21 protein-coding genes are annotated in these 23,482 nt (G+C 69.9%); 12 read left to right on the forward strand and 9 right to left on the reverse strand.

The features are described 5' to 3' along the window. A complete protein-coding gene (locus BM004_RS32810; RefSeq protein WP_093219839.1) occupies window positions 1–393 on the reverse strand; it encodes a response regulator in 393 nt (130 codons plus the stop codon). 147 nt (window positions 394–540) lie between these two features. Between BM004_RS32810 and BM004_RS32815 the strand changes: the two genes are divergently transcribed. Beyond that, window positions 541–3,339: a hybrid sensor histidine kinase/response regulator gene (locus BM004_RS32815; RefSeq protein WP_093219699.1), complete on the forward strand. Its 2,799-nt coding sequence runs from the start codon at window positions 541–543 to the stop codon at window positions 3,337–3,339. Between the two features lie 4 nt (window positions 3,340–3,343). Here BM004_RS32815 and BM004_RS32820 read toward each other — a convergent pair whose 3' ends face one another. After that, window positions 3,344–3,868 carry a DUF2867 domain-containing protein gene (locus tag BM004_RS32820; RefSeq protein WP_093219702.1) on the reverse strand — a complete coding sequence of 175 codons (525 nt, stop codon included), beginning with the start codon at window positions 3,866–3,868 and terminating at the stop codon, window positions 3,344–3,346. 27 nt (window positions 3,869–3,895) lie between these two features. Next, window positions 3,896–4,759: an oxidoreductase gene (locus BM004_RS32825; RefSeq protein WP_093219705.1), complete on the reverse strand. Its 864-nt coding sequence runs from the start codon at window positions 4,757–4,759 to the stop codon at window positions 3,896–3,898. 239 nt (window positions 4,760–4,998) lie between these two features. On the opposite strand from BM004_RS32825, the gene BM004_RS32830 reads away from it, so the two are divergent. From BM004_RS32830 to BM004_RS32845, 4 genes are all read left to right on the forward strand, one after another. Next, entirely contained in the window at window positions 4,999–5,907 is a 909-nt protein-coding gene (locus tag BM004_RS32830; RefSeq protein ID WP_093130346.1) for an AraC family transcriptional regulator, read from the forward strand. Window positions 5,908–6,005: 98 nt separating this feature from the next. Further along, window positions 6,006–6,518, forward strand: coding sequence for a sigma-70 family RNA polymerase sigma factor (locus tag BM004_RS32835; protein WP_093219707.1), 513 nt, complete (start codon window positions 6,006–6,008; stop codon window positions 6,516–6,518). Beyond that, window positions 6,511–7,521, forward strand: a complete 1,011-nt coding sequence (locus BM004_RS32840) for a FecR family protein (RefSeq protein ID WP_093219710.1) — start codon at window positions 6,511–6,513, stop codon at window positions 7,519–7,521. The genes BM004_RS32835 and BM004_RS32840 overlap by 8 nt, the downstream gene beginning before the upstream one ends. A gap of 99 nt (window positions 7,522–7,620) precedes the next feature. After that, entirely contained in the window at window positions 7,621–10,212 is a 2,592-nt protein-coding gene (locus tag BM004_RS32845; RefSeq protein ID WP_256220151.1) for a TonB-dependent siderophore receptor, read from the forward strand. A 93-nt stretch (window positions 10,213–10,305) separates the two neighbouring features. Here the strand turns inward: BM004_RS32845 and BM004_RS32850 are convergent, their stop codons facing one another. The 5 genes from BM004_RS32850 to BM004_RS32870 are packed head-to-tail and all read right to left on the reverse strand — an operon-like array spanning window position 10,306 to window position 14,717. Continuing rightward, window positions 10,306–11,328, reverse strand: a complete 1,023-nt coding sequence (locus BM004_RS32850) for a TRAP transporter substrate-binding protein (protein WP_371271169.1) — start codon at window positions 11,326–11,328, stop codon at window positions 10,306–10,308. Between the two features lie 25 nt (window positions 11,329–11,353). Further along, window positions 11,354–12,634: a TRAP transporter large permease gene (locus tag BM004_RS32855; RefSeq protein WP_093130253.1), complete on the reverse strand. Its 1,281-nt coding sequence runs from the start codon at window positions 12,632–12,634 to the stop codon at window positions 11,354–11,356. Further along, window positions 12,631–13,194, reverse strand: coding sequence for a TRAP transporter small permease (locus BM004_RS32860; RefSeq protein ID WP_093130254.1), 564 nt, complete (start codon window positions 13,192–13,194; stop codon window positions 12,631–12,633). The genes BM004_RS32855 and BM004_RS32860 overlap by 4 nt, the downstream gene beginning before the upstream one ends. Window positions 13,195–13,213: 19 nt before the next feature. Next, entirely contained in the window at window positions 13,214–13,660 is a 447-nt protein-coding gene (locus BM004_RS32865; RefSeq protein WP_093130255.1) for a type II 3-dehydroquinate dehydratase, read from the reverse strand. Window positions 13,661–13,697: 37 nt separating this feature from the next. Continuing rightward, window positions 13,698–14,717 (reverse strand): TRAP transporter substrate-binding protein, encoded by a 1,020-nt coding sequence (locus BM004_RS32870; RefSeq protein WP_093219715.1) that lies wholly within the window; start codon window positions 14,715–14,717, stop codon window positions 13,698–13,700. Window positions 14,718–14,903: 186 nt separating this feature from the next. On the opposite strand from BM004_RS32870, the gene BM004_RS32875 reads away from it, so the two are divergent. Continuing rightward, complete coding sequence (locus BM004_RS32875; protein ID WP_093130257.1) at window positions 14,904–15,686, forward strand: IclR family transcriptional regulator; 783 nt, start codon at window positions 14,904–14,906, stop codon at window positions 15,684–15,686. Window positions 15,687–15,712: 26 nt separating this feature from the next. Here the strand turns inward: BM004_RS32875 and BM004_RS32880 are convergent, their stop codons facing one another. Continuing rightward, window positions 15,713–16,984 carry a LysR family transcriptional regulator gene (locus tag BM004_RS32880; protein ID WP_093219717.1) on the reverse strand — a complete coding sequence of 424 codons (1,272 nt, stop codon included), beginning with the start codon at window positions 16,982–16,984 and terminating at the stop codon, window positions 15,713–15,715. Window positions 16,985–17,122: 138 nt separating this feature from the next. Between BM004_RS32880 and BM004_RS32885 the strand changes: the two genes are divergently transcribed. The 6 genes from BM004_RS32885 (at window position 17,123) to BM004_RS32910 (ending at window position 23,463) form a co-directional block, all read left to right on the forward strand. Then, the gene (locus BM004_RS32885; RefSeq protein WP_093219720.1) at window positions 17,123–18,262 is read left to right on the forward strand and encodes a 4-oxalomesaconate tautomerase; all 1,140 of its coding nucleotides are present in this window, start codon (window positions 17,123–17,125) and stop codon (window positions 18,260–18,262) included. Between the two features lie 16 nt (window positions 18,263–18,278). Then, window positions 18,279–19,307, forward strand: a complete 1,029-nt coding sequence (locus BM004_RS32890; protein ID WP_093130259.1) for an amidohydrolase family protein — start codon at window positions 18,279–18,281, stop codon at window positions 19,305–19,307. A gap of 2 nt (window positions 19,308–19,309) precedes the next feature. Next, on the forward strand, window positions 19,310–20,014 hold the full coding sequence (gene ligK, locus BM004_RS32895) for a 4-carboxy-4-hydroxy-2-oxoadipate aldolase/oxaloacetate decarboxylase (protein ID WP_093219723.1): 705 nt from the start codon (window positions 19,310–19,312) through the stop codon (window positions 20,012–20,014). Between the two features lie 12 nt (window positions 20,015–20,026). Next, window positions 20,027–21,334, forward strand: coding sequence for a gallate dioxygenase (locus tag BM004_RS32900; protein WP_093219725.1), 1,308 nt, complete (start codon window positions 20,027–20,029; stop codon window positions 21,332–21,334). A 49-nt stretch (window positions 21,335–21,383) separates the two neighbouring features. Continuing rightward, window positions 21,384–22,355, forward strand: a complete 972-nt coding sequence (locus BM004_RS32905) for a Bug family tripartite tricarboxylate transporter substrate binding protein (protein WP_093219728.1) — start codon at window positions 21,384–21,386, stop codon at window positions 22,353–22,355. Between the two features lie 100 nt (window positions 22,356–22,455). After that, a complete protein-coding gene (locus BM004_RS32910; protein WP_093130263.1) occupies window positions 22,456–23,463 on the forward strand; it encodes a Bug family tripartite tricarboxylate transporter substrate binding protein in 1,008 nt (335 codons plus the stop codon). Window positions 23,464–23,482 lie beyond the last annotated feature (19 nt).

Consider the following 23,482-nt stretch of genomic DNA (forward strand, 5'->3'; position numbering starts at 1 on the left):
TCAGGACGCCGCGCCGGGCATCTTCTGTTCGCAGTACGCCAGGAACTGGTTGATTTCCTCGGTCTTGTCGAACACCGCGTCGGCGCCCAGGCGCAGGCACTCCGCGCGGTTGTCGGGCGAGGCGGCGTTGGTGAGCGCGATCACCGCGCAGCCCTCGCCGCGCGGGCCCGCGCCCGCCACCGCCGCGAGCACGCCCAGGCCCGAGCCCTGCGCCAGCTTCAGGTCGACCACCAGCAGCTGCCAGCCGCCGTCGTGGGCGTGCAGCCACGCGATCGCCTCGGCCTCCGAGGGCGACGAGCCGATCACCTCGGCGCGCAGGTAGCCCTCGATGACGACCTTCAGGCTGTCCTGGATCGCGGGCTCGTCCTCGACGATGTAGACGGCAAGTTTCATGGCTTGCACAGTCGTTCTTTCGCGCGCGGGGGCCTGTAAGCGAAGGTCCCGTCCGGCTGGCGGCGCCATCGCATTCGGCGCCCGCGCGGCCCGCGCCGCGCCACAATATCGGCTCTTCGAGAACGCCCAAGCCCCGCCCGTCCTTCCATGCGCACCCCCACCCTGTCGGCCCGGCTCCTGCTGGTCGCTTCCGCCGCCCTGCTGCCGCTGGCCATCGTCTGCGGCTTCGCGCTGCACGGGCTGCTCAAGGGGCAGCGCGAACAGACCCAGGCCTCCACGCTCGGCGTGGCCCGCGCGCTGGCAACGGCGGTGGACAGCGAACTGCGGCTCACGGTGGCCGCGCTGCAGGCCTTGGCGCTGACCGAGCCGCTCGGCGCGCCGGAATCCTCGGGCCTGGTCGATGCGCTGCTGCTGTCGAAGGGGCTGCGCGCCTCGCACCCCGAGTGGCGCGGCGTGCTGCTGGTGGCACCCAACGGCAAGGTCATCTTCAGCACCGAGGGCGCCGTCACCGGCACGGGCGAAGGCGTGGTGGAGGCCGCGAGCCTGGCGCAGGTGGTGCGCACCGGGCAGCCGGCGGTGGGCCCGCTCATTCCGGGGCCGCGCGGCAACCTGGCGTTTGCCGTGCGCGTGCCGGTGCTGCGCAACGACGAGGTGCGCTACGTGCTCACGGCCATCGTGCGGCCCGAGGCCATCCACGCGGTGCTGACGCGCCAGCGCGTGCCCGAGGGCTGGGCCGTGTCGATCTTCGACTCCAACGACCTGCGCGTGGCGCGCTCGCGCGAAGACGAGCGTTTTCGCGGCCAGGCGCCCAGCGACACGCTGAAGGAACTGCTCGGCTCGCGGCGCGACCGCCAGGAATTCGTCGGCACCACGCGCAACGTGGACGGCACGCACGTGCAGACGGCCGTGTCGCGCCTGGACTTCGCGCCGTGGACCGTGGCGCTGGGGGCACCCACCGTGGTGGCCGAGGACGCGATGCGCCGCACGCTCATCGCCTACGGCAGCGGCCTGCTGATCTCGCTGCTGCTGGGCGGCGTGGCCGCCTGGTGGATGTCGCGCAGCATCACCCGCCCGATGGCCCGCCTGCGCCAGAGCGCCGACGCGCTCGGCCTCGGCCAGCCGGTGGCGAGCGTGCGCTCGGGCGTGTCCGAAATCGACGCCGTGGGCCAGGCGCTGGCCTCCGCCGCCACCCAGCGCCTGCAGCACGAGGTGGAGCGCGAATGCCTGCTCGGCGCCGAGCGCGACGCGCGCACCGCGGCCCAGGCCGCGCAGCTGCGGCTCGAGCGGCTGGTGAGCGCCAGCGCGGCGCTGTCGCGCTCGCTGGAAGAAGACTCCACGCTGCACGCCATTGCCGAAGTGATCGTGCCCGACGTGGCCGACCTCTGCCGCATCGACCTGCTGGACGAGAACGACGTGCTGCAGCGCAAGCTCACGCACCACGCCGACCCGGCGCGCGGCGCGCAGATTGCCGCGATGGTGGGCAACCGCGAGGCGCCGGCCGGCGTGCCCGGCTTCTTTCCGTGGGCCATTGCCACCGGCAAGACTTTTCTTCACAACCTGGACGAGCCGGGCCTGCTCGCCACCTTCGACCCGCAGCTGCTCGACTTCGTGCAGGCGCTGGACATCAGCGCCGGCTGCGTGGTGCCGCTGGTGGCGCGCGGCCGCACCATCGGCGCCATGGCGATCCTGCAGGACCGCTCGAAGCGGCGCTTCGGGCCGGAGGACGGCGCGTTCATCGGCGAGCTGGCGCAGCGCGCCGCACTGGCGCTGGACAACGTGCGCCTGCTGGCGCGCGCGCGCCAGGCGCAGGCGCAGGCCGAAGTGGCCAGCAAGGCCAAGGACGAATTCCTGGCCATGCTGGGCCACGAGCTGCGCAACCCGCTCGCGCCCATTTCGCTGGCGCTCACGCTCATCGAGCGGCGCGACAACACGGCGTTTCCGCGCGAGCGGCAGATCATCGAGCGGCAGGTGAAGCACCTGTCGCGGCTGGTGGACGACCTGCTCGACATCTCGCGCATCGTGTCCGGAAAGATCGTGCTGCGGCCCGAGCGCATCGACCTGCGCGACACCGTGGCCAAGGCCATCGAGCTCACGCTGCCCGCGCTGCACGCGCGCGGCCACATGCCGCACGTGTCGCTGCCGGCCGCGCCGGTGACCGTGCACGGCGACCCGCTGCGCCTGGCGCAGATCGTGGGCAACCTGCTGAACAACGCCGCCAAGTTCACCCAGCCCGACGAGCGCATCGAGATCGCGCTGCGCGCGCAGGACGGCCAGGCCGAACTCACCGTGGCCGACGCGGGCATCGGCATTGCGCCCGAGCTGCTGTCGCAGGTGTTCGAGCGCTTCGTGCAGGGCGAGCAGCAGCTGCAGCGCGCCGCGGGCGGGCTGGGCCTCGGGCTGGCCATTGCACGCAGCCTGGCGCGGCTGCACGGCGGCACCATCGAGGCGCACTCCGACGGCCCCGGCCAAGGCAGCAGCTTCACCGTGCGGCTGCCGCTGGCGCGCGACGAGGCGCCGGCGGCACTGCCGGCTGCCGTCACGCCGGCCGACACGCGACCAAGATTGAAGCTGCTGCTGGTCGACGACAACCGCGACGCGCTGGTGGTGCTGGCCGACTGGTTCACGCTGGAAGGGCACGACGTGAGTACCGCCGACAGCGCCGAGGCCGCGCTCGAGCTGCTGGAGACCACGCGCTTCGATGCGGGCGTCTTCGACATCGGCCTGCCGGGCCTGAGCGGACACGACCTGGCGCGGCGCGTGCGCGCCGACGCGCGCAGCCGGGGCATGGTGCTGCTCGCGCTGACGGGCTACGGCCAGGAGTCGGACCGCGGCAAGGCGCTTGAAGCGGGCTTTGACGCGCACTTTGCGAAGCCGCCGGACCTCGAGCGGATACAGGATGCGCTGTACCCGGGCCAGCGCGCTTGGCTGGCAGGGTTGGCTGACTGAGCGTTCAGCGCCAGCCGCGCGCCGCGGCCCGCGACAGGCTCGAACGCACCACCAGCCGGTGGAACGGCGAGATCACGAAGATGTAGATGCGCCCGAACAGGTTGTGGCAATGCACCGCCGTGGTCGCGACCAGCTCGCGCCCTTCACCGCTGGCCGACGCGCGCTGCAGCACCGAGGCTCGAAAGTCGAGGTGCCGGTCGTCTTCGCCGATGATCAGCTCGCCGGGCTCGCGCGACAGGATGGGAAAGAAGTCGATGTGCGTGGCGGCCCCGTCGCTGCCGAGTTCGCGACGCAGCCGCGCCGAGGTCTTGATGCCGAACGGCGCCACGATGGCATCGCGCAGCGCCAGCAGCGCGCGGAACCACGGGGCCGGGTCGCCGAACACCGCACGCGCGAGCGCCTCGGTGTCTTGCGGCGCACCGGCCGGCAGCGTGATGGCGAAGGCATCGGCCAGGTCGGCGCCCACGAAGAGGTGGGCGATGCTGCTTTCGGCGGGCAGTGCCGCGGTTCTCACGCTGTTTGGGGCCATGCCCGCATTGTGCGACGCCGTTCGGGTTCAGTCATGGTCCGTCGCGCTCGACAGGGCCTCCCAGGCATCGATCTCGCGCGACATGGCCGCGAGCTTCTCGCGCACCAGCTTCACCGCGTCCTTGCCGAGCAGCAGGTGCACGGGCGGGCTCGTGTCGGCCACGATCTTCAGCAGCGCCTGCGCGGCCTTGGCGGGGTCGCCGGCCTGGGCGCCGCTCTTGTCCTGCCGGGCCTGGCGGATGGGGTCGAACAGCGCGTCGTAGTCCGCCACGGTGCGCGCCGCGCGCACCATCGAGCGCCCGGCCCAGTCGGTGCGAAACGACCCCGGCGCCACCGCCGTGACTTTCACGCCGAAGCCCGCGACCTCCTTGGCCAGCACCTCGGAAATGCCTTCGAGCGCGAACTTGCTGCCGCAGTAGTACGCGATGCCCGGCATCGTGATGAAGCCGCCCATCGAGGTGATGTTGACGATGTGCCCGGCGCGCCGCTCGCGCATCGACGGCAGCACCGCCTTGGTCATGGCGACGGCGCCGAACACGTTGACGTCGAACTGCCGGCGCATCTCGCCGAGCTCCGACTCCTCCAGCGTGCCTTCGTGGCCGTAGCCGGCGTTGTTGACCAGCACGTCGATCGGCCCGACCTGCCGCTGCACGGCGTCGACGGCCGCCCCGATGGCGTCGAAATCGGTCACGTCGAGCAGCACGGCGTGGGCGCGGCCCGGTGATTCCGAAGACGCGGGCACCCGCGCCTCGAACGCGGTGCGCGCCGCCTCGCTGCGCACGGTGCCGACGACCGTGTGGCCTTCGGCGAGCGCGGCGCTTGCGAATGCGCTGCCGAAACCGGAGCTCACGCCGGTGATGAGAAAAGTCTTGACTTGCGATGCGACGGCCATGGCGGCTCCTTGAATGGGGATGACCGATGCTAGGAATCGCCAGCGAAACCGGAAATGCCCGGTCGCCTGCATTGCTTGCCTGAAACTATGAGCCGATGGAAGTCGTGGCGCTTGTGTGGCAAATTGAACGCAACCCGGAACAGCCCGCCATGCCCTCCCCTTCCCCTTCCAAGAAACGCAGGCCGCCGCCAGCACCGTCACCAGTGCCGTCACCCGCACCGCCCGCGCTCCAGCGGCAGATGGTGGCGCTGGCCGGCGCGCTCGCGCCCGCCGAGGGCTACAACCTCACGCCGCTGCCCGATGTGCGGTTTTTGCGGTCGAACCGCCCGCTGGGCCGCGCCCCGGTGCTGTACGACCCCGGCATCGTCATCGTGCTGCAGGGGCGCAAGCGCGGCTTTCTCGGCGACGAGGTGTACCTGTACGACGCGCAGCACTACCTCGCGGTGTCGGTGCCCGTGCCGTTCTCGATGGAGACCGACGCCACCGCCGAGGAGCCGCTGCTGGCCATCTACTTCCGGCTCGACTTCAACGTGGCCGCCGAGCTCATGCTGCGGCTGGACGAACACGGCGCGCCCACGCGCGCGGCGCCCAAGGGGCTGATGTCCACGCCCATGGATGCGCGGCTCTCGCAGTCGGTGCTGCGCTTCCTGGAGGTGATGCGCTCGCCGGTCGAGGCCGCCGTGCTCGGGCCGGGCCTGGTGCGCGAGATCTACTTTCGCGTGCTCGGCGGCGAGCAAGGCGGCGCGATGCGCGCGGCGCTCACGCGGCAGGGCCAGTTCGGCAAGGTGGCGCGCGCCATCCGCAAGATCCACGCGTGCTTCGCCCAGCCGCTGGACATCGGCATGCTGGCGCACGAGGCCGGCATGAGCGCGCCGTCGTTCCATGCGCACTTCAAGGCCGTGACGGCCACCTCGCCCATGCAGTACCTGAAGTCGACGCGGCTGCACCAGGCGCGCCTGCTGATGGTGAGGAACAGCGTGACGGCGGCGCTGGCCTGCACGCAGGTGGGCTACGAGAGCCCCTCGCAGTTCAGCCGCGAGTTCAAGCGCATGTTCGGGCGCGGCCCGGCGGAAGAAGCGCAGCGCATGCGCGAAGCCTTTGCGTTGCCCGATCCGGTGCCGCACGCGGTGTACGTGGCGTCGCACTGAGCCTGGACGGCAGTACCAAGGGGCAAAGGCACCAAGGGGCAGGACCGAAGACCGCCGGATAGAATGAGAGTAATTCTCATTGACGGCAATTTCGTTCCATGTCCTCCCCCGCTGCGGCAGCCCCGATCGACGCGCTCTACCGCGAGCACCGCGACTGGCTGCAGGGCTGGCTGAGGCGCCGCCTGGGAGACGGCCACACCGCCGCGGACCTGACGCAGGACACCTTCGTGCGCGTCATCACCGGCGGCCAGGCGCAGGCCATCCGCGAGCCGCGCGCCTACCTGACCACCCTGGCGCAGCGCGTGCTCTACAACTTCTGGCGCCGGCGCGAACTGGAACACGCGTGGCTCGACGCGCTTGCCGCGCAGCCGGAGGAACTGGCGCCTTCGCCCGAGGCCTATGCGCTGGTGCGCGAAGCCATCGAAACGCTGGACCGGTGGCTCGACGGCCTGCCGCCCAAGGTGCGCGAGGCCTTCCTGCTGCGCCAGCTCGAAGGCTTGCCGCACGGCGAGATCGCGGCGCGCATGGGAGTGTCGATCACCTCGGTGGAGCGCTACGTGAAGCAGGCGATCGTGCACCTCTACACCTGCCCGGCGCAGCCCGATGCCTGAGATGCGGGGGTACGCGGCGCCGCCGCTCGATGCCGCCACCGAAGAGGCCATCGACTGGCTGGTACGGCTCGACTCCGGCCACGTCGACGACGGCGACCACCAGGCCTTTGCCCGGTGGCTTGCCGCCGCGCCCGCTCATGCCGCCGCGTGGGCCACCTTGCGAGAGCGGTTGAGCCAGCGGATCGCCCCCGCGCTGAACCATCTGCAGACCAGCGGCCACGCGCCGATGCACGTGCGCGCACTGAGCGCGCCGCCCGAGCACGGTGCCCGCCGCCGCGCGCTGCTGGGGAGTGCCGCGGTGGCGCTGCTGGCGGCCGCGGGTGGCGGCCTCTGGGCCGACCGGCGCGCCCCGCTCATGGCGTGGGCGGCCGACTTGCGCACCGGCACCGCCGAGCGCAGGCGCTTCACGCTAGACGACGGCAGCGAGCTGCTGCTCAACGCGCGTTCGGCGGTCGACCTGCACTTCAGCCCGGCCCGACGCCTGGTGCGGCTGCGCGAGGGCGCACTGATCGCCGAGGTCGCGGCCGATGCACGGCGGCCCTTCGTCGTGCACAGCGCGCAAGGCACGGTGCAGGCGACGGGCACGCGCTTCATGGTGCGGCAGGACGACGGGCGCACGCTGGTCTCGGTGCTGGAACACAGCGTGCGGCTCAGCGCGCAGCAAGAGGGTGCCCCCGTCGACCTGCAGGAAGGGCGCAGCGCCTGGATGCAGGCCGGCCGCATCGAGCCCCTGCCCGTGTCCAACGCCCCTGTCGACCCGAGCGCATGGTCCACCGGCGTGCTCGAAGTGCACGACCAGCCGCTGGCCGACGTGATTGCGGCGCTGCGGCCCTACACGCCCGCCATCCTGCGCGTGAGCCCGCAGGCCGCGCGCGTCGGCGTGTACGGCGTCTACCCGCTGGACCGGCCGATGGACGCACTGCAGGCGCTGGTCGACACCCTGCCGCTGCGGGTGCGCCGCTGGGGCGACTGGGTGGTGTACGTGGACGTTCGCACGGCATAGGGCGCACACCGCAACGAATGAACTGACGGGTTTGCGCCCCCTCGCGGGACATACAGGTTGAACGCTTCGATCAACCAGAACCGACGAGGAATGTCCGACGTGACGCTGCCCCTTCTTTCATCCGCCCGCGCGCACGCCGGCCTGCCCCTGTCCATGCCCGCGCGCCCGACCTCACGCGCTCCCTCGCGCAAAGCCACCCTGGCCCTGGCGGCCCTGCTCGCATGCGCCACCACGCCGTTTGCGCAGACACCCGCCAATTCGGTGGCTTCACCGGCCTCCCCCACCGCGGCCGGCGAGGCCATGGACTGGAACCTGCCGGCTGATGAACTCGGCATCGTGCTGGCGCGCATCGCCCGCCAGGCGGGCCGCACCATCAGCGCGGCCCCCGCGCTCGTGGCCGGGCGCCGCGCCCACGCCGTGCAGGGCCGTTTCACCGTGGCGCAGGCCGCGCAGCAGGCGCTGAGCGGCAGCGGGCTCGCGCTGGCGCAAACGCCCAGCGGCACGCTGACCGTCGTGGCCGCCGAGGGCAACGCCGCATCGGCCGCCCCCTCGTCCGCATCGACCTCCGACGCGGGCACGACGCTGTCCGAAGTGCGCGTCACGGCGCAGGCCGACCGCCCTGGCACCACCGAAGGCACGGGCGCCTACACCGCACAGGGTCCGAGCGGCGTGGCCACCGGGCTCGGCCTGAGCCTGAAGGACACGCCGCAGTCGGTCAGCGTGATGACGCAGCAGCGCATGGAAGACGAAAACCTCACCACCATCAGCCAGGTGATGGCGCGCACGCCGGGCATCTCGACCGCCGTGCTCGGCACGGAGCGCTCCGCCGCCAGCGCGCGTGGCTACGCCATCACCAACTACCAGCTCGACGGCGTCAGCACCCACACCGAGTTCCTCGGACTCGACGCGCTGCCCTCGCAGAGCATCGCCGACATGGCGCTGTACGACCGCATCGAGGTGCTGCGCGGCGCCTCGGGGCTGACCACGGGCGCGGGCAACCCGTCGGGCGCGATCAACCTGGTGCGCAAGAAACCCACGGCCGCCTTCCAGGGAACGGCCGAGGCCAGCGTCGGCTCCTGGGGCGACCGGCGCGGCATGCTCGACCTCTCGGCGCCGCTGAACGCGTCGGGCAGCGTGCGCGGCCGGGTGGTGGCGGTGCACCAGCAAGGCGACAGCTACATCGACAACTACAGCAAGAAGAAGGACGTGCTCTACGGCGTGGTCGAGGCCGACCTGAATTCCACGCTGAAGCTCACCGTCGGCATCGACCACCAGGAGAACCGCTCGCGCGGATCGCTGTCGTACCTGGGGTATCCGCTGTTCAACAGCAGCGGCGAGCAGACCGACTTTCCGGTGTCCTTCAGCAGCGCCAGCCGCAACAACCGCTTCAACACCAAGTCGACCAGCGGCTTCCTGACGCTGGAGCAATCGCTGGCCAACGACTGGAAACTGAAGCTCTCGGCCAACTACCTGCGCTCCACGCAGCGCGAAGACTCGGTGTACCTCGCGGTCAACAGCAAGCTGTTCGACAAGTTCACCGGCGACGGGCTTTCCCTGAACGCCGAGCGCCGCGACTACGACCTGCGCAACAAGACCGTCGACGTGAAGCTCAGCGGCCCGTTCACCCTGTTCGGCCGCCAGCACGAGGCCGTGATCGGCTTCGACTACACCGACTTCCGCAGCCTGACCAACGGCAGCTTCGACATCACCGGGCTGCGCGATGCGCCCGTGAACATCTACCGCTGGGACAACAGCGGCACGCCCGTGTTCGGCGAGCGCTTCGTCACCTTCGACAGCACGCGCCGCCAGAAAAGCATCTACGGCGCGGGCCGTTTCCAGCTGAGCGACCGGCTCAAGCTCATCGTGGGCGGCAACCTGCTGAACTACGACAGCAACTACATCACCAAGACCACGGCCGGCTACGACGAGAGCTCTCCTTCGTCCGAGCGGCGCGTGTTCACGCCCTATGCCGGGCTGGTCTACGACCTGAACGCCAACCACACGCTGTACGCGAGCTTTGCGACCATCTACAACCCGCAGACGGCCATCGACCGCCGCGGCAGCCTGCTCGACCCGCAGGAAGGCAACACCTACGAGGCCGGCATCAAGAGCAGCTTCCTGGACGGACGCGTGACCGGCAGCGCCGCCGTGTACCAGATCCGCCAGGACAACATCTCGGAGCCCGACACGGGCTACTTCATTCCCGGCACCACCACCACGGCCTCGCGCGCGGTGAAGGGCGCCAGGACCGAGGGCATCGACCTGGAACTCAACGGCACACTGGCGCGCGACTGGAACCTGGCGGCCTCGTACAACTACAGCAGCTCCAAGGACGCGACCGGCCAGCGCATCAACACCACCTTCCCGCGCCAGATGGCCCGGCTCTGGACCACCTACCGCCTGCCCGGCGCATGGCGCCGGCTCACGCTGGGCGGCGGCGTGGAATGGAACGGCGGCATCACCTACACGGGCGAGGCCTGGCAGATCGAGCGCACCGTCACCGCGCGGCAGGGCGCCTACGCGGTGGCCAGCCTGATGGCACGCTACGACGTCAACGACAGGCTTTCGCTCACGCTCAACGTGCAGAACCTGTTCGACCGCAAGTACATCGCGTCGATGTCGGGCTGGTGGTATTCGGGCACGTACGGGGCACCGCGGAATGCGCAGGTGATCGCGCGGTACAAGTTCTGAGGCTGAACGGGGCGGGCGCCGGGGCCCGCCTGTCCCCGCTGCCTTTGCGACCTCTGCTGCCTCCTTTGCCTCTGCTGCCTGCGCTGCTTCGGCCTACTTGCGCACCTTGTCGATCTCCGCCATCAGTTCCTTCACGGTCGCGTCGCCGACCGAGGCCGCGTACTTGTCGATCACCGGCTTCACCTTGGTGCGCAGCTTCGCCATTTCTTCGGGCGGCAACTCCGACACCGTCATGCCCGCCTTCTTCAGCGCGTCGAGCGCGCTGTCGGCGGCGCCGCGCGAGGCCTGGCGCTGGAACGCGGTCGACTCGTTCGATGCCTCGGTGATGATCTTCTTTTCCTCGGCGCTCATGCCGTCCCACGTCTTCCTGCTGATCAGCAGCGCCTGCGGGTTGTAGATGTGCCGCGTCTGGGTGATGTACTTCTGCACCTCGGCGAACTTGGACGACAGGATGGTGGTGTTCGGGTTCTCCTGCCCGTCGACTGCCTTCTGGTCGAGCGCCGGGTACAGCTCGGGGAACGGCAGCGGCGTGGCGTTGGCGCCCAGCGCGCTGAACAGGTCGATGTAGATCGGCGACTGGATCACGCGGATCTTCAGGCCCGCGATGTCGTCGGCCCTGGCGATCGGGCGCTTGCTGTTGGTGAGGTTGCGAAAGCCCAGGTCCCAGTAGCCCAGGCCGTGCAGGCCCTTGTCCTCGAGCTTGGCCATGAGCTTCTGGCCGAACGAGCCGTCGGTGACGGCGTCGGCCTCCTTGCCGCTGTTGAACAGGAACGGAAAGTCGTAGGCCGCGAACTCCTTCACCTGCGCCGACAGGATGCCGGCGTTCAGCACCGTGATCTCGACCGTGCCGCCCTGCAGCGCCGACACGGTCTGCAGGTCGCCGCCGAGCGCGCCGCCCGCGAACAGCTTCACGGTGATCTTGCCGCCCGACTTGGCGGCCACCAGGTCGGCGAACTTCTGCGCGCCCTGCGCCTGCGGATGGCCGGTCTGGTTCTGGAACGCGAACTTGAGCGTGCGCTCCTTCACCTGCGCCACGGCGCCGGACATGCCCACCACCGCGAGGGATGCAATGGCCGCCACGAACATCCTCTTGGTCGTCTGCGTCGAACTCTTCATGCTGAAGTCTCCTTGTGTGTTTTTTCTAGCCATGGAACAAGCTGGCCGGCCCCGTCACCAGCCATGGGAACAGCACCATCAGGAACATGACGGCGAACTCCGCGATCATGAAAGGCACCACGCCGCGCGTGACGTCGTCCATCGATATCTTTCCCACGCCGGCCACCACGTTGAGCACCGTGCCCACCGGCGGCGTGACCAGCCCGATCGAGTTGTTGATGATGAACAGCACGCCGAAGTACACGGGGTCGATGCCCGCGGCCTTCACGATGGGCATCAGCACCGGCGTGAGGATCAGGATGGTGGGCGTCATGTCCATCGCGGTGCCCACGACCATCACCAGCACCATGATCGCGATCATCAGCAGGATCTGGTTGCCCATGAAGGGCTGCAGCAGCCCCACCACCTTCGAGGGCAGGTCGGCCACGGTGATGAGCCAGGCGCTCACCATGGCCGCGGCGATCAGGAACATCACGATGGCGCTGGTCTTGGCGGCGCTCACGAAGATGCCGTAGAGGTCCTTCCAGGTGATCTCGCGGTAGATCACCGTCGACACGAACAGCGCATACACGGCGGCCACCACGGCCGCTTCGGTCGGCGTGAACACGCCCATGCGCAGGCCCACCAGAATGATCACCGGCAGCATCAGCGCCCACAGCGCCTTGCGAAACGCCGAGAGCATCTCGGCCGACGACTTGCGCGGCGGCGGCACGATCTTCTCGCGGCGCACCAGCCAGGCCCAGGTGACCCACAGCGCGCCGCCGATCAGCAGCCCCGGCACGATGGCCGCGAGGAACAGCTTGGAGATCGACACGTTGGCCGCCACGCCGAAGATCACGAGGCCGATGCTCGGCGGGATCACCGGGCCGATGACGCCGGTGGCCGCAATGAGCCCGCCGGCGCGCGCCTTGTCGTGGCCCGCGCTGACCATCATCGGCAGCAGCAGCGCGGTGAGCGCCGCGGCGTCGGCCACGGCCGAGCCCGAGAGTGCCGACAGCAGGCAGCCGGCCATGATGGTCACGTAGCCCAGGCCGCCCTTCACATGGCCGACCACGGCCAGCGCGAAGTCGACGATGCGCTTCGAAAGGCCGCCCACGTTCATGATCTCGCCGGCCAGCATGAAGAAGGGCACGGCCAGCAGCGGAAAGCTGTCGGCCCCGCCGATCACGTTCTGCGCGAGGATCTGCGCGTCGAACAGGTCGAGGTGCCACATCAGCGCGACGCCGCTGGCCAGCAGCGAGAACGCGATGGGAATGCCCATCGCCATGGCGAGCAGCAGCGCGCCTACAAAAACGGCAATGGTCATTTGTGCGCTCCCGTCGCGTCGCCCTGCGAACCGAGGATCTGCTGCAGCTGCACCGCCTCTTCGGACTCCTGCACCATCACCAGGTCGCTCTCGGCGAGGCGGCCGGTGAGCAGGCGCAGCAGGTCGAGCGCGAGGATGAACGCCGCCAGCACCGAGAACACCACGCCCGACAGGTACACCACCGCCATCGAGGCGCCGGTGACCGGCGCGGTCACGTCCCAGTTGATGCGCGTCTGCGCCATGCTGCCCTGGTACAGCAGCCACACGATATAGAGCATCACCACGTGCCCCACGGCCAGGCAGATCTTCTTGCCGATGGGCGGCAGCTTCTGCACCACCATGTCGACGCCGAGGTGGCCGTGCTCCTTCAGCGCCACCACGGCGCCCAGGAAAGTCATCCAGATGAAGAGCCAGCGCGAGACTTCCTCGGACACGGTGATGCCCGAGTTGAAGCCGTAGCGCAGCACCACGTTGCCGAAGACCAGCACGACCATGACCGCGAGCGCGGCCGCGATCAAGGCCTCGACGGCGGTGCAGCACCGGTCGATCCATTGGTTCATGTGGAAGGTCTCTCTTCGTTCAGGCCGCGGCGGCCTGCTGGTTCAACTCGACCAGCGCGCGCAGCGCGGCCAGGTACGACTGCGGCCCGAGCCCCTGGATGGTGCCCTTCACTGCCGGCGAGATGATCGAGTGCGCACGCCACGCCTCGCGCGCGGCGATGTTCGACATGTGCACCTCGATCACCGGGAACGGCATGGCCTTGATCGCGTCGTGCAGCGGCACGCCGTGCTGCGTGAGGCCCGCGGGGTTCACCAGCGCGCCTTGCGCCTCGTCGATGTTGGTGTGCAGGAAGTCGATCAGGTCGCCTTCGTGGTTCGACTGCAGGGTGTCGAGCGTCACGCCGAGTTCGCCCGCGAGCTGCTGCAGCTGCGCGTTGATTTCGGCGAGCGTGGTCTTGCCGTAGATGTGGGGTTCGCGGCGGCCGAACAGGTTGAGGTTGGGGCCGTGCAGGACAAGAATCTTCATGGCGGTGCTTCCAGTGCGCGTCGGTGGCGGTGGGGTCTTACTTGCGGATGCGCGCCAGCTCGTCGGTGTAGAGCTTGACGATGGCGGGGTCGTAGCTCGCGGCAAAGCGCTCGGTCACGGGCTTGGCGATCTGGCGCATGCGGGCCTGTTCGGCCGGGCTGAGTTCGTTGAACTGCGCGCCCTTGGCCTGCAGGTCGCCCACGGCGCGCTGCGCGGCGGCGCGGCTCACCTGGCGCTGGTAGCCGCGCGCTTCGTCGGCGGCCTCGCGCATCATCTTCTGCTCGGTGGGGCTCAGCGAGTCCCAGAACTTCTTGCTGACCAGCACGATGTTGGCCGCGTACACGTGGTTGGTGGCGCTCACGAACTTCTGCACTTCGTAGAACTTGTTCGACAGGATCACCGCGTACGGGTTCTCCTGGCCGTCCACCGCCTTGGCCTCGAGCGCGCCGTACAGCTCTGCGAAGGGCATGGGCACCGGGTTGGCCTTGAAGGCCTTGAAGGTCTCCAGGAACACGGGGTTGGGAATGACGCGGATCTTCAGGCCCTCCAGGTCCTCGGGCTTGGTGATGGGGCGCTTGCTGTTGGTGACGTTGCGAAAGCCCAGGTCCCAGTAGCCCAGCGCGACCAGGCCCTTCTCGGGCAGCTTGGCGATCAGCGCCTGGCCCAGCGGGCCGTCGAGCAGCGCGTCGGCCTGCGCGAAGCTGCCGACCGCGAACGGAAAGTCGACCAGGCCGAATTCCTTCACGATGCCCGCCAGCGAGGTGGTGGCCGGCGCCGACATCTGTTGCACACCGCCCTGCAGCGCCGACTGCTGCTGCATCTCGTTGCCCAGTTGCGAGGCCGGGAACTCCTGCACCTTCATCTTGCCGCCGCTCTTGGCCGCGAGCAGTTCGGCGAAGCGCTTCACGCCGAAGCTCACCGGGTGGTCGGCGTTGTTGAGGTGGCCGAAGCGGATGACACGTTCCTGCACGCCCTGCGCGAAGGCGCAAGTGGAGACGGCAAGACCCAGGGCGGCGGTCAGGCCGGCCGCGGCCAGCGAGCGATAAAGCGTTCTCAAGATGTGATCTCCAGCGGTTCGAACTGTGTTTGAAGGGTGCACGCCGGGGCGGCCCACGGGCGCCTCCAACCTCCGGCGGCGCGATCTTAGTTTGGAAGTGGAAAGTATTTCCACTAGTGAAAACACTTGGCAAAAGGGCTAGAGTTGCACCTGCTCCCGCGCCTGCCTCCTTTTCTTTCGAACGACATGACCGCCATACTCGAACGCAGCTTCAAGGTCCTTGAACACCTGGCCGGCCACCCCGAAGGCCGCGCGCTGTCGGCGCTTTCGGCCGAGCTCGAAATGCCGCTGAGCGCCACGCACCGCCTGCTGACCGAACTGATCCGCTGCGGCTACGTGCGCCAGGACCAGAGCCACGGCGACTACATGCTCACCATCAAGCTGGTGTCGCTGGGCCTGAGCTTCCTGAGCAACAGCGGCATCGTCGACGTGGCGCAGCCGCTGCTCGACAAGCTGGCCGCCGAGTCGGGCGAGCTGGTGCGCCTGGCGGTGGTCGACGGCGACGAGCTCACTTTCGTTGCCAAGGCGCAGGGCGCCACGCGCGGCCTGCGCTACGACCCGGACATGGGCCTGTCGGTGAACCTGTCGTGCAGCTCCGCCGGCCATGCCTGGCTCTCGACCATGACCGACGAGCAGGCACTGCAGCTGGTCGCCAGGCAGGGTTTCGGCAACCCCGACGACTACGGCCCGAAGGCGCCCACCACCGTGAAGGCCCTGCTGGCCTACCTGCGCGCGGCACGCAAGCGCGGCTTCGCGATGATCAACGAGGTGTTCGCGCCCGCCATGACCGCCATGGCCGCGCCGGTGCGCAGCGGCAACGGCGCGGTGATCGGCGTGATCACCATCGCCGGGCCGCTGGTGCGCCTGAGCGAAGAGCGCATGCTCGAACTGGGCCCGGTGCTGCTGCTGTCGGCCGAAGACGTGGCGCTGGCCAGCGGTGCGTCGGCCATGTTCAAGCGCAGGGCCTGAACAGCCACCGAAGACCTGCCGAGTCTCTACATCCGCGCGGCCACCACCTGCCGCACCGCGTCGATCAGCGCCTTGGCGGCCGGCGACGGCAGCGCGTTCCTGCGCTGCGTGAGGCCGATACGCCGGCGCGTGCTCTCCAGCGGATAGGGCAGCACCACGAGCGCACCGGTCTCGATCTCGTAGCGCAGCTGGTGCGCCGAGATGGCGGTGACCATGTCGCTCTGCAGCAGCAGGCCGCGCAGCAACGCCAGGTCGCCGGTTTCCACCGCCGGCACGGGCGCCGCGTCGCCCGCCTCGCGGAAAGCGCGCACCAGCAGTTCGCGCGAGGGCGAGCCCGGCCGCGACAGCACCCACTGCGCGCGCTGCAGCGCCGCCCGGCCGACGCGCGGACGCACCGCCAGCGGATGCCCCGCGCGCACGATGAGCGAGATGCGGTCTTCGAACAGCGGCTCCTGCAGCAGGTCTTTCGCGTCCTCGGGCGGGCGCAGCGCGCCGATGATGAAGTCGATGTCGCCGCTGCGCAGCGCGGCGGCCAGCGCCTCGTACGGGCTCTCGACCGTGCGCACATGCAGCCGCGGATGCCGCGCCACCAGCGCCGCGATGGCCGAAGGCAGGATCAGCGTGCGCGACAGCGGCAGCGCGCCGACCGTCACGCGGCCTTCGACCGCGCCGCGCAGCGCCGCGAGGTCCGACGCGATGCTGCGCAGCTCGGCCAGCGCGCGCTTGCAGCGAAACGCCAGCTGGCTGCCCGCGCGCGTGGGCGTGACGCCGCGCGCCGAGCGCGTGAACAGGGTGCGGCCGGTGCGCGCCTCGAGTTCGCGCACCAGCGCGCTGATGGCCGGCTGCGTCACGCCGAAGGCGGCGGCCACCGCGGGCATGTTGTGCAGTTCCGAGAGGCTGGCGAACAGCGCCAGGCGGCGGCCGCTGAACATCGACGCCAGCAGGCTGCGCGCCTCGACCGGCTGCCGTGCGGCCCCGATGTCGCCCGCCGCCAGCTCCTGGCAGGCCGCGGCAAACTCCTGCTCCACGCGCTGCGCGCGCACGCGCACGGCCTCGCCGTACACATTCATCAGCATGCCGCGTGCCTTGCGCTCGAACAGCGACACGCCAAGGCTGGACTCGAGCTCGGCCACCGCGCGCGTCACCGCCGACGCCACGCGGAACAGCACCTCCGCCGCCTGCGTGACGCTGCCCGTGGCGGCCACGGCCGAGAAGGCCTGCAGGTGCCGCAGGTTGATCTGCAACGCCGTGCCGCCGCCCGCGGGCGCTTCGGCATCGATAAGTTTCTTTGCGGGCATGCAGCGATTCTGCCAAGCACAGGAGGATGCAAGGTCTCTCTTTCACACCAAGGGTTAACCCTAGATCAATAAATAAATGAGAACGCAGTGCAAGCGGAACTCAACCCGCCCGCGGCGCGCTGCGTCCACACTTTCCGCATGCCTGCCGAACCCCCTGAACCCGCTGCAGACTCGTTTTCCGATCTGCAATCGCTGCCCTGCGTGCTGATGCGTGGCGGCACGTCGAAGGCCGCCTTCTTCCACGCCAAGGACCTGCCCGCGGACCCGGCCGCGCGCGACGCCGTGATCCTCGCCGCCATGGGCCACCCCGACGCGCGGCAGATCGACGGCATCGGCGGCGGAAACCCGCTGACCACCAAGGTCGCGATCGTCTCGCCCTCCGCCGATCCGCGCGCCGACATCGACTACCTGTTCGGCCAGGTCGTGGCGACCGAGTCGCGCGTGGACTACGCGCCGACCTGCGGCAACATCCTCTCGGCGGTCGGCCCGTTCGCGCTCGACGAAGGCCTGGTGCAGGCGCAGGACGGCCAGTCGGTGGTGCGCATCCGCATGGTCAACACGGCCTCGTACTGCGACGCCGTGGTGCAGACGCCCGGCGGCCGTGTGCGCTACAGCGGCGACACCGCCATCAGCGGCGTGCCGGGGCACGGCGCGCCGGTGGAGCTGCGCTTCTCCGACATCCTGGGCTCGAGCTGCGGCGCGCTGCTGCCCACGGGCCAGGCGCGCGACCGCATCGACGGCGTCGACGTCACCTGCATCGACAACGGCATGCCCGTGGTGCTGATGCGCGCGGCGGACCTCGGCGTGAGCGGCAGCGAGACACCGGCCGCGCTCGACGCCGATGCCGAGCTGAAGGCGCGCGTCGAATCGATCCGCCTGCAGGCCGGCCAGCGCATGGGCCTGGGCGACGTGAGCGCCAAGGTGGTGCCCAAGATGACGCTGCTGTCGCGCGCACTGGCCGGCGGCGCAATGAACACGCGCACCTTCATTCCGCGCAAGTGCCATGACGCCATCGGCGTGCTGGGCGCGGTGTCGGTGGCCTCGGCCTGCGTGGTGCCGGGTTCTGTGATGGACGGGCTGTTCACCGTCGCTGCGGATGCCGGCGCCGAACGCCGCGTGCACGACCTGTCGGTGGAGCACCCCACCGGCGAATTCACCGTGCGCCTGCTGATGGACGACACCGGTCGCGCCATTGCAGGCGCCGCATTGCTGCGCACCGCGCGGCCGCTGTTCCGCGGCCACGTGCTGGTGCCGCTCGCACCCTCATCCCACCCTTGACCCGAACGGAGACCCCGTGATCATCGACTGCCACGGCCACTACACCACCGCGCCCGCGGCGCTGGAAGCATGGCGCAAGCGCCAGATCGCCAGCCTCGGCAACCCCGCCGAAGCGCCCACCGCCGCGTCGCTGCACATCAGCGACGACGAGCTGCGCGAGTCCATCGAGCAGAACCAGCTGCACAAGATGCGCGAGCGCGGCAGCGACCTGACCATCTTCTCGCCGCGCGCCAGCTTCATGGCGCACCACATCGGCAACTTCGAGACCAGCGCGACCTGGGCCGCCATCTGCAACGAGCTGTGCCACCGCGTGGCGCAGATGTTTCCCGCGCACTTTGCCGGCGCGGCCATGCTGCCGCAGTCGCCGGGCGTGGACCCGCGCAGCTGCATTCCCGAGCTGGAGCGCTGCGTGAAGGACTACGGCTTCGTCGGCATCAACCTGAACCCCGACCCGTCGGGCGGCCACTGGACCTCGCCGCCGTTGTCGGACCGCCAGTGGTATCCGCTGTACGAAAAGATGGTCGAGCACGACATCCCGGCCATGGTGCACGTGAGCACCAGCTGCAACGACTGCTTCCACACCACCGGCGCGCACTACCTCAACGCGGACACCACCGCCTTCATGCAGTGCCTGACCTCCGACCTGTTCACGGACTTCCCGACGCTGCGCTTCGTGATTCCGCACGGCGGCGGCGCGGTGCCCTACCACTGGGGGCGTTTCCGCGGCCTGGCGCAGGAGATGAAGAAGCCGCTTTTGAAAGACCACCTGCTGAACAACATCTTCTTCGACACCTGCGTGTACCACCAGCCGGGCATCGACCTGCTGACGCGCGTGATCCCGGTGGACAACATCCTCTTTGCGAGCGAGATGATCGGCGCGGTGCGCGGCATCGACCCCGAGACCGGCTTCCCCTACGACGACACGCGCCGCTACATCGACGCGGCCACCACGCTGGACGCCAGGGCGCGCCACCAGATCTACGAAGGCAACGCGCGCCGCGTGTATCCGCGGCTGGACCGCGCACTCACCGCCAGGGGACTCTGACCATGACCGCACCGCAACACCACTTCCAGGCGCTGGGCGTCGTTCACCGCAACATCCGGCGCGCCGACCCGGCCGCCGTCGAGCTGCTGTCGCGCCACGGCGTGTCGACCGTGCACGAGGCCATGGGCCGCCTGGGCCTGATGCAGCCGCGCATCCGCCCGATCTACCCGCTGGCGCGCTGCTGCGGCCCGGCCGTCACCGTGCTGCTGCAGCCGGGCGACAACTGGATGATGCATGTGGCCGCCGAGCAGATCCAGCCCGGCGACGTGGTGGTGGCGGCCTGCACGGCCGACAGCACCGACGGCTTCTTCGGCGACCTGCTGGCCACCTCGTTCCTGTCGCGCGGCTGCCGCGGCCTGGTGATCGACGGCGGCGTGCGCGACGTGCGCGACCTGACCGAGATGAACTTTCCGGTGTTCAGCCGCGCCATTCACGCGAAGGGAACCATCAAGGCCACGCTGGGTTCGGTGAACGTGCCCGTGGTGTGCGCCGGCGCGCTGGTGAACCCGGGCGACGTGGTCGTGGCCGACGTCGACGGCGTGGTGGTGGTGCCCGCGCACATGGCGCAGCAGGTGGCCGAGGCGGCGCAGGCGCGCGAAGACAACGAGCACGCCAAGCGCCAGAAGCTGGCCTCCGGCGTGCTGGGCCTGGACATGTACGCAATGCGCGAGCCGCTGGCCAAGGCCGGGCTGCGCTACATCGACTGAGGCAGGCAGGCCATGGCTCGCATCATCGGCGCCGTCGCGTGTTCGCACACGCCCACCATCGGCTTCGCGTACGACAGGAACAAGCAGCAGGACCCCGTGTGGGCGCCCATCTTCGAGGCCTTCGAGCCGGCCCGCCGCTGGCTCGCAGACCACAAGCCCGACGCGCTGTTCTTCATCTACAACGACCACGTCAGCTCGTTCTTCTTCGACCACTACTCGGCCTTCACGCTGGGCGTGGGCGAGCAGCATGCGGTGGCCGACGAAGGCGGCGGCGCGCGCGACCTGCCGGCGCTGGCCGGACACCCCGCGCTGGCGCAGCACATCGGGCGCTCGCTGGTGGCGGACGAGTTCGACATGTCGTTCTTCCAGGACCGCGCGCTCGACCACGGCGTGTTCTCGCCGCTGTCGCTGCTGTGCCCGCACGAGCCCGCATGGCCGGTGCCGGTGATCCCGCTGCAGGTGGGCGTGCTGCAGTCGCCGGTGCCGTCGGCGCGCCGCTGCTGGCGGCTCGGGCAGGCGCTGCGCCGCGCGATCGAAAGCTACCCCGAAGACCTGAAGGTGGCCATCGTGGCCACCGGCGGGCTGTCGCACCAGGTGCACGGCGAGCGCGCGGGCTTCAACAACACCGGCTGGGACGCGCAGTTTCTCGACCTGATCGAGAACGACCCGGTGCGCCTCACCGAGATGACTCAGGCCGAGCTCGCCACGCTGGGCGGCGCCGAGGGCGCGGAAGTGATCATGTGGCTGGTGATGCGCGGCGCGCTGTCCTCGAACATCCGCAAGACGCACCAGAGCTACTACCTGCCCTCGATGACCGGCATTGCCACGGCCGTCTACGAGAACCTGGCGAGCGCGCCCATTGCGAGCGAGGTGCAGCGCCACCGCCGCCACATGGACGAGCAGCTCGCCGGCATCGAGGCGCTGGAAGGCACCTACCCCTTCACGCTGGCCACCAGCGTGCGCGCCTACCGGCTGAACAAGTTCCTGCACGGCATGACGCGCCCCGCGCACCGCGCGGCCTTCATGGCCGACGAGGAGTCCGCGTTCGAGGCGGCGGCGCTCACCGAACAGGAACGCGACCTGCTGCGCCGCCGCGACTGGCGCGGGCTCATCCGGTACGGAGTGATCTTCTTCATGCTGGAGAAGCTCGGCGCGGTGGTGGGCGTGTCGAACCTGCACATCTACGCCGCCATGCGCGGCCAGACGCTGGAAGCCTTCCAGCAGACCCGCAACGCGCCCGGCGCGCTGTATTCGGTGGCCGGCAAGGACGCCGCGCCGCAGGCATGGGACGCGGCCCCGACGCCGCCGCCCGCCCGCTGAGAACCGCACGCACTGAAAACCAGCTAACCAGCTAACCCAGGAACAGACCATGAAGCAGATTTTTCGCACCGTCGCGTGCGCCCTCGCCGCGCTGCTCGCCGTCGGCAACGCCGCCGCGGCAGACGCCTACCCGTCCAAGCCCGTGAAGATCCTCGTGGGCTACAGCGCCGGCGGCGCGGTCGACGCCATCGCGCGTTCGGTCGGCCAGCGCATGGCGGCCACGCTGGGCCAGTCGGTGATCGTCGAGAACAAGCCCGGCGCGGGCACCAACATCGCGGTGAAGGCGCTGACCACCGCCGCGCCCGACGGCTACACGCTGCTGCTGGCGGCCAATGCGCTGGCGGTGAACCCGTCGCTGTTCCAGCCCGCCCCCTATGACCTGGACCACGACCTCACGCCGGTGACGATGGTCGGGCGCGTGCCCGTGGTGTTCACGGTGCGCGAGGAATCGGCCATCAAGACGGTGGCCGACCTGGTGGCCGCCGCCAAGGCCAAGCCGGGCGGCCTGACGGTCGCCACGCCGGGCAACGGCTCGACGCCGCACCTGGCGATGGAGCTGTTCCAGCACACCGCCGGCCTGAAGCTGAGCCACGTGCCCTACAAGGGCGGCGCGCAGGCCATCACCGACGTGCTCGGCGGCCATGTGGACGTGGTCGCGGTCAACGCGCTCGAGGTGCTGCCGCTGGTCAAGGCCGGCAAGCTGCGCGTGCTGGCGGTGATGAGCGCCGACCGCTCCGCCGTGCTGCCCGGTGTGCCGACGGTGGCGGAGTCGGGCTACCCGGGCTTCGAGGCCAGCGTGTGGTACGGCTTCGTCGCGCCCGCGGGCACGCCCAAGCCGGTGCTGGCGGCCTTGCACAACGCCGTGCAGAAGGCGCTCGAGTCGAAGGAAGTGCACGAGCAGCTCGCCGCGGCCGGCGGCGTCACGCTGCCCGGCCCGCCCGAGCAGTTCGCCAAGCTGCTGAAGAGCGATGCGGCGCGCTACGGCAAGCTGATCCGCGAAGCGGGCATCAAGCCCGACTGAGCGCACAACCCACCGCACAACTTGCCGCGCGAAAGACCGCGTGGCAGACCGCGTGACCAACGACGCAAGACGAATCCGACGAACGCAGGAGACACACCCCATGACCCCAGGCATCACGCGCCGGCAGGCCTGCCTCGCAGCCACCCTCGGTGCGGGCGGCGCATTCGGCCTGACCACGGCCAACCTTGCCTTCGCGCAGGCCTACCCCGCGCGGCCCGTGCACATCATTGCGCCCTTCACGCCCGGCGGCTCGACCGACCTGCTGGCGCGCGCCATCGGCCAGGAGCTGGGCCGTGCGTTCAGCCAGGCCGTGGTGGTCGACAACGTGCCCGGTGCCGGCGGCTCGGTCGGCGCGGACAAGGCCTCGAAGTCGCCGGCCGACGGCTACACGCTGCTGATGGGCCACATCGGCACGCTGGCCATCAACCCGTCGCTGTACCCCAAGCTCGACTACCACCCGCTGCGCAGCTTCACCCCGGTGGCGTGGGTGGCGCGCGTGCCCAACGTGCTGGTGGTGCATGCGTCGGTGCCGGCACGCACGCTGCCCGAACTCATCGCGCTGGCCAAGGCCAGGCCGGGGCAGATGGCCTTCGGCTCGGGCGGCAACGGCAGCGCGGCGCACATCACCATGGAATACCTGAAGCTGCAGACCGGCACCTCGTTCCTGCACATTCCCTACCGCGGCACGGCACCGGCGGTGAACGACCTGCTCGCGGGCCAGCTGCAGGTGCTCTTCACGGGCGCGCCCGCGCTGATGCCGCACATCAAGGCCGGCAAGCTGCGCGCGATCGCGGTGTCGAGCCCGCACCGCATCGCGTTGCTGCCCGACGTGCCGACCGTGGCCGAGAGCGGCGTCGCCGGCACCAAGGGCTTCGAGGCCGACCAGTGGTACGGCCTGGTGGCGCCCGCGGGCACGCCGGCGGCGGTGGTCGCGGCGCTCAACCAGCAGATCAACCGCTCGCTGGACTCGGCCGAGGTCAAGATGCGCCTGGGCGCAGAAGGCGCCGAACCCACGCCCACGAGCCCCAAGGCCTTCGGCGACCTGATCGCGAGCGAGATGGTGCGCTGGGACCGCGTCATCAAGACCGCACACGTCACCGTCGATTGAACGCAGCCCGCAGGAGACC

Source organism: Variovorax sp. OK212 (assembly GCF_900112425.1).
GTDB lineage: Bacteria > Pseudomonadota > Gammaproteobacteria > Burkholderiales > Burkholderiaceae_C > Variovorax.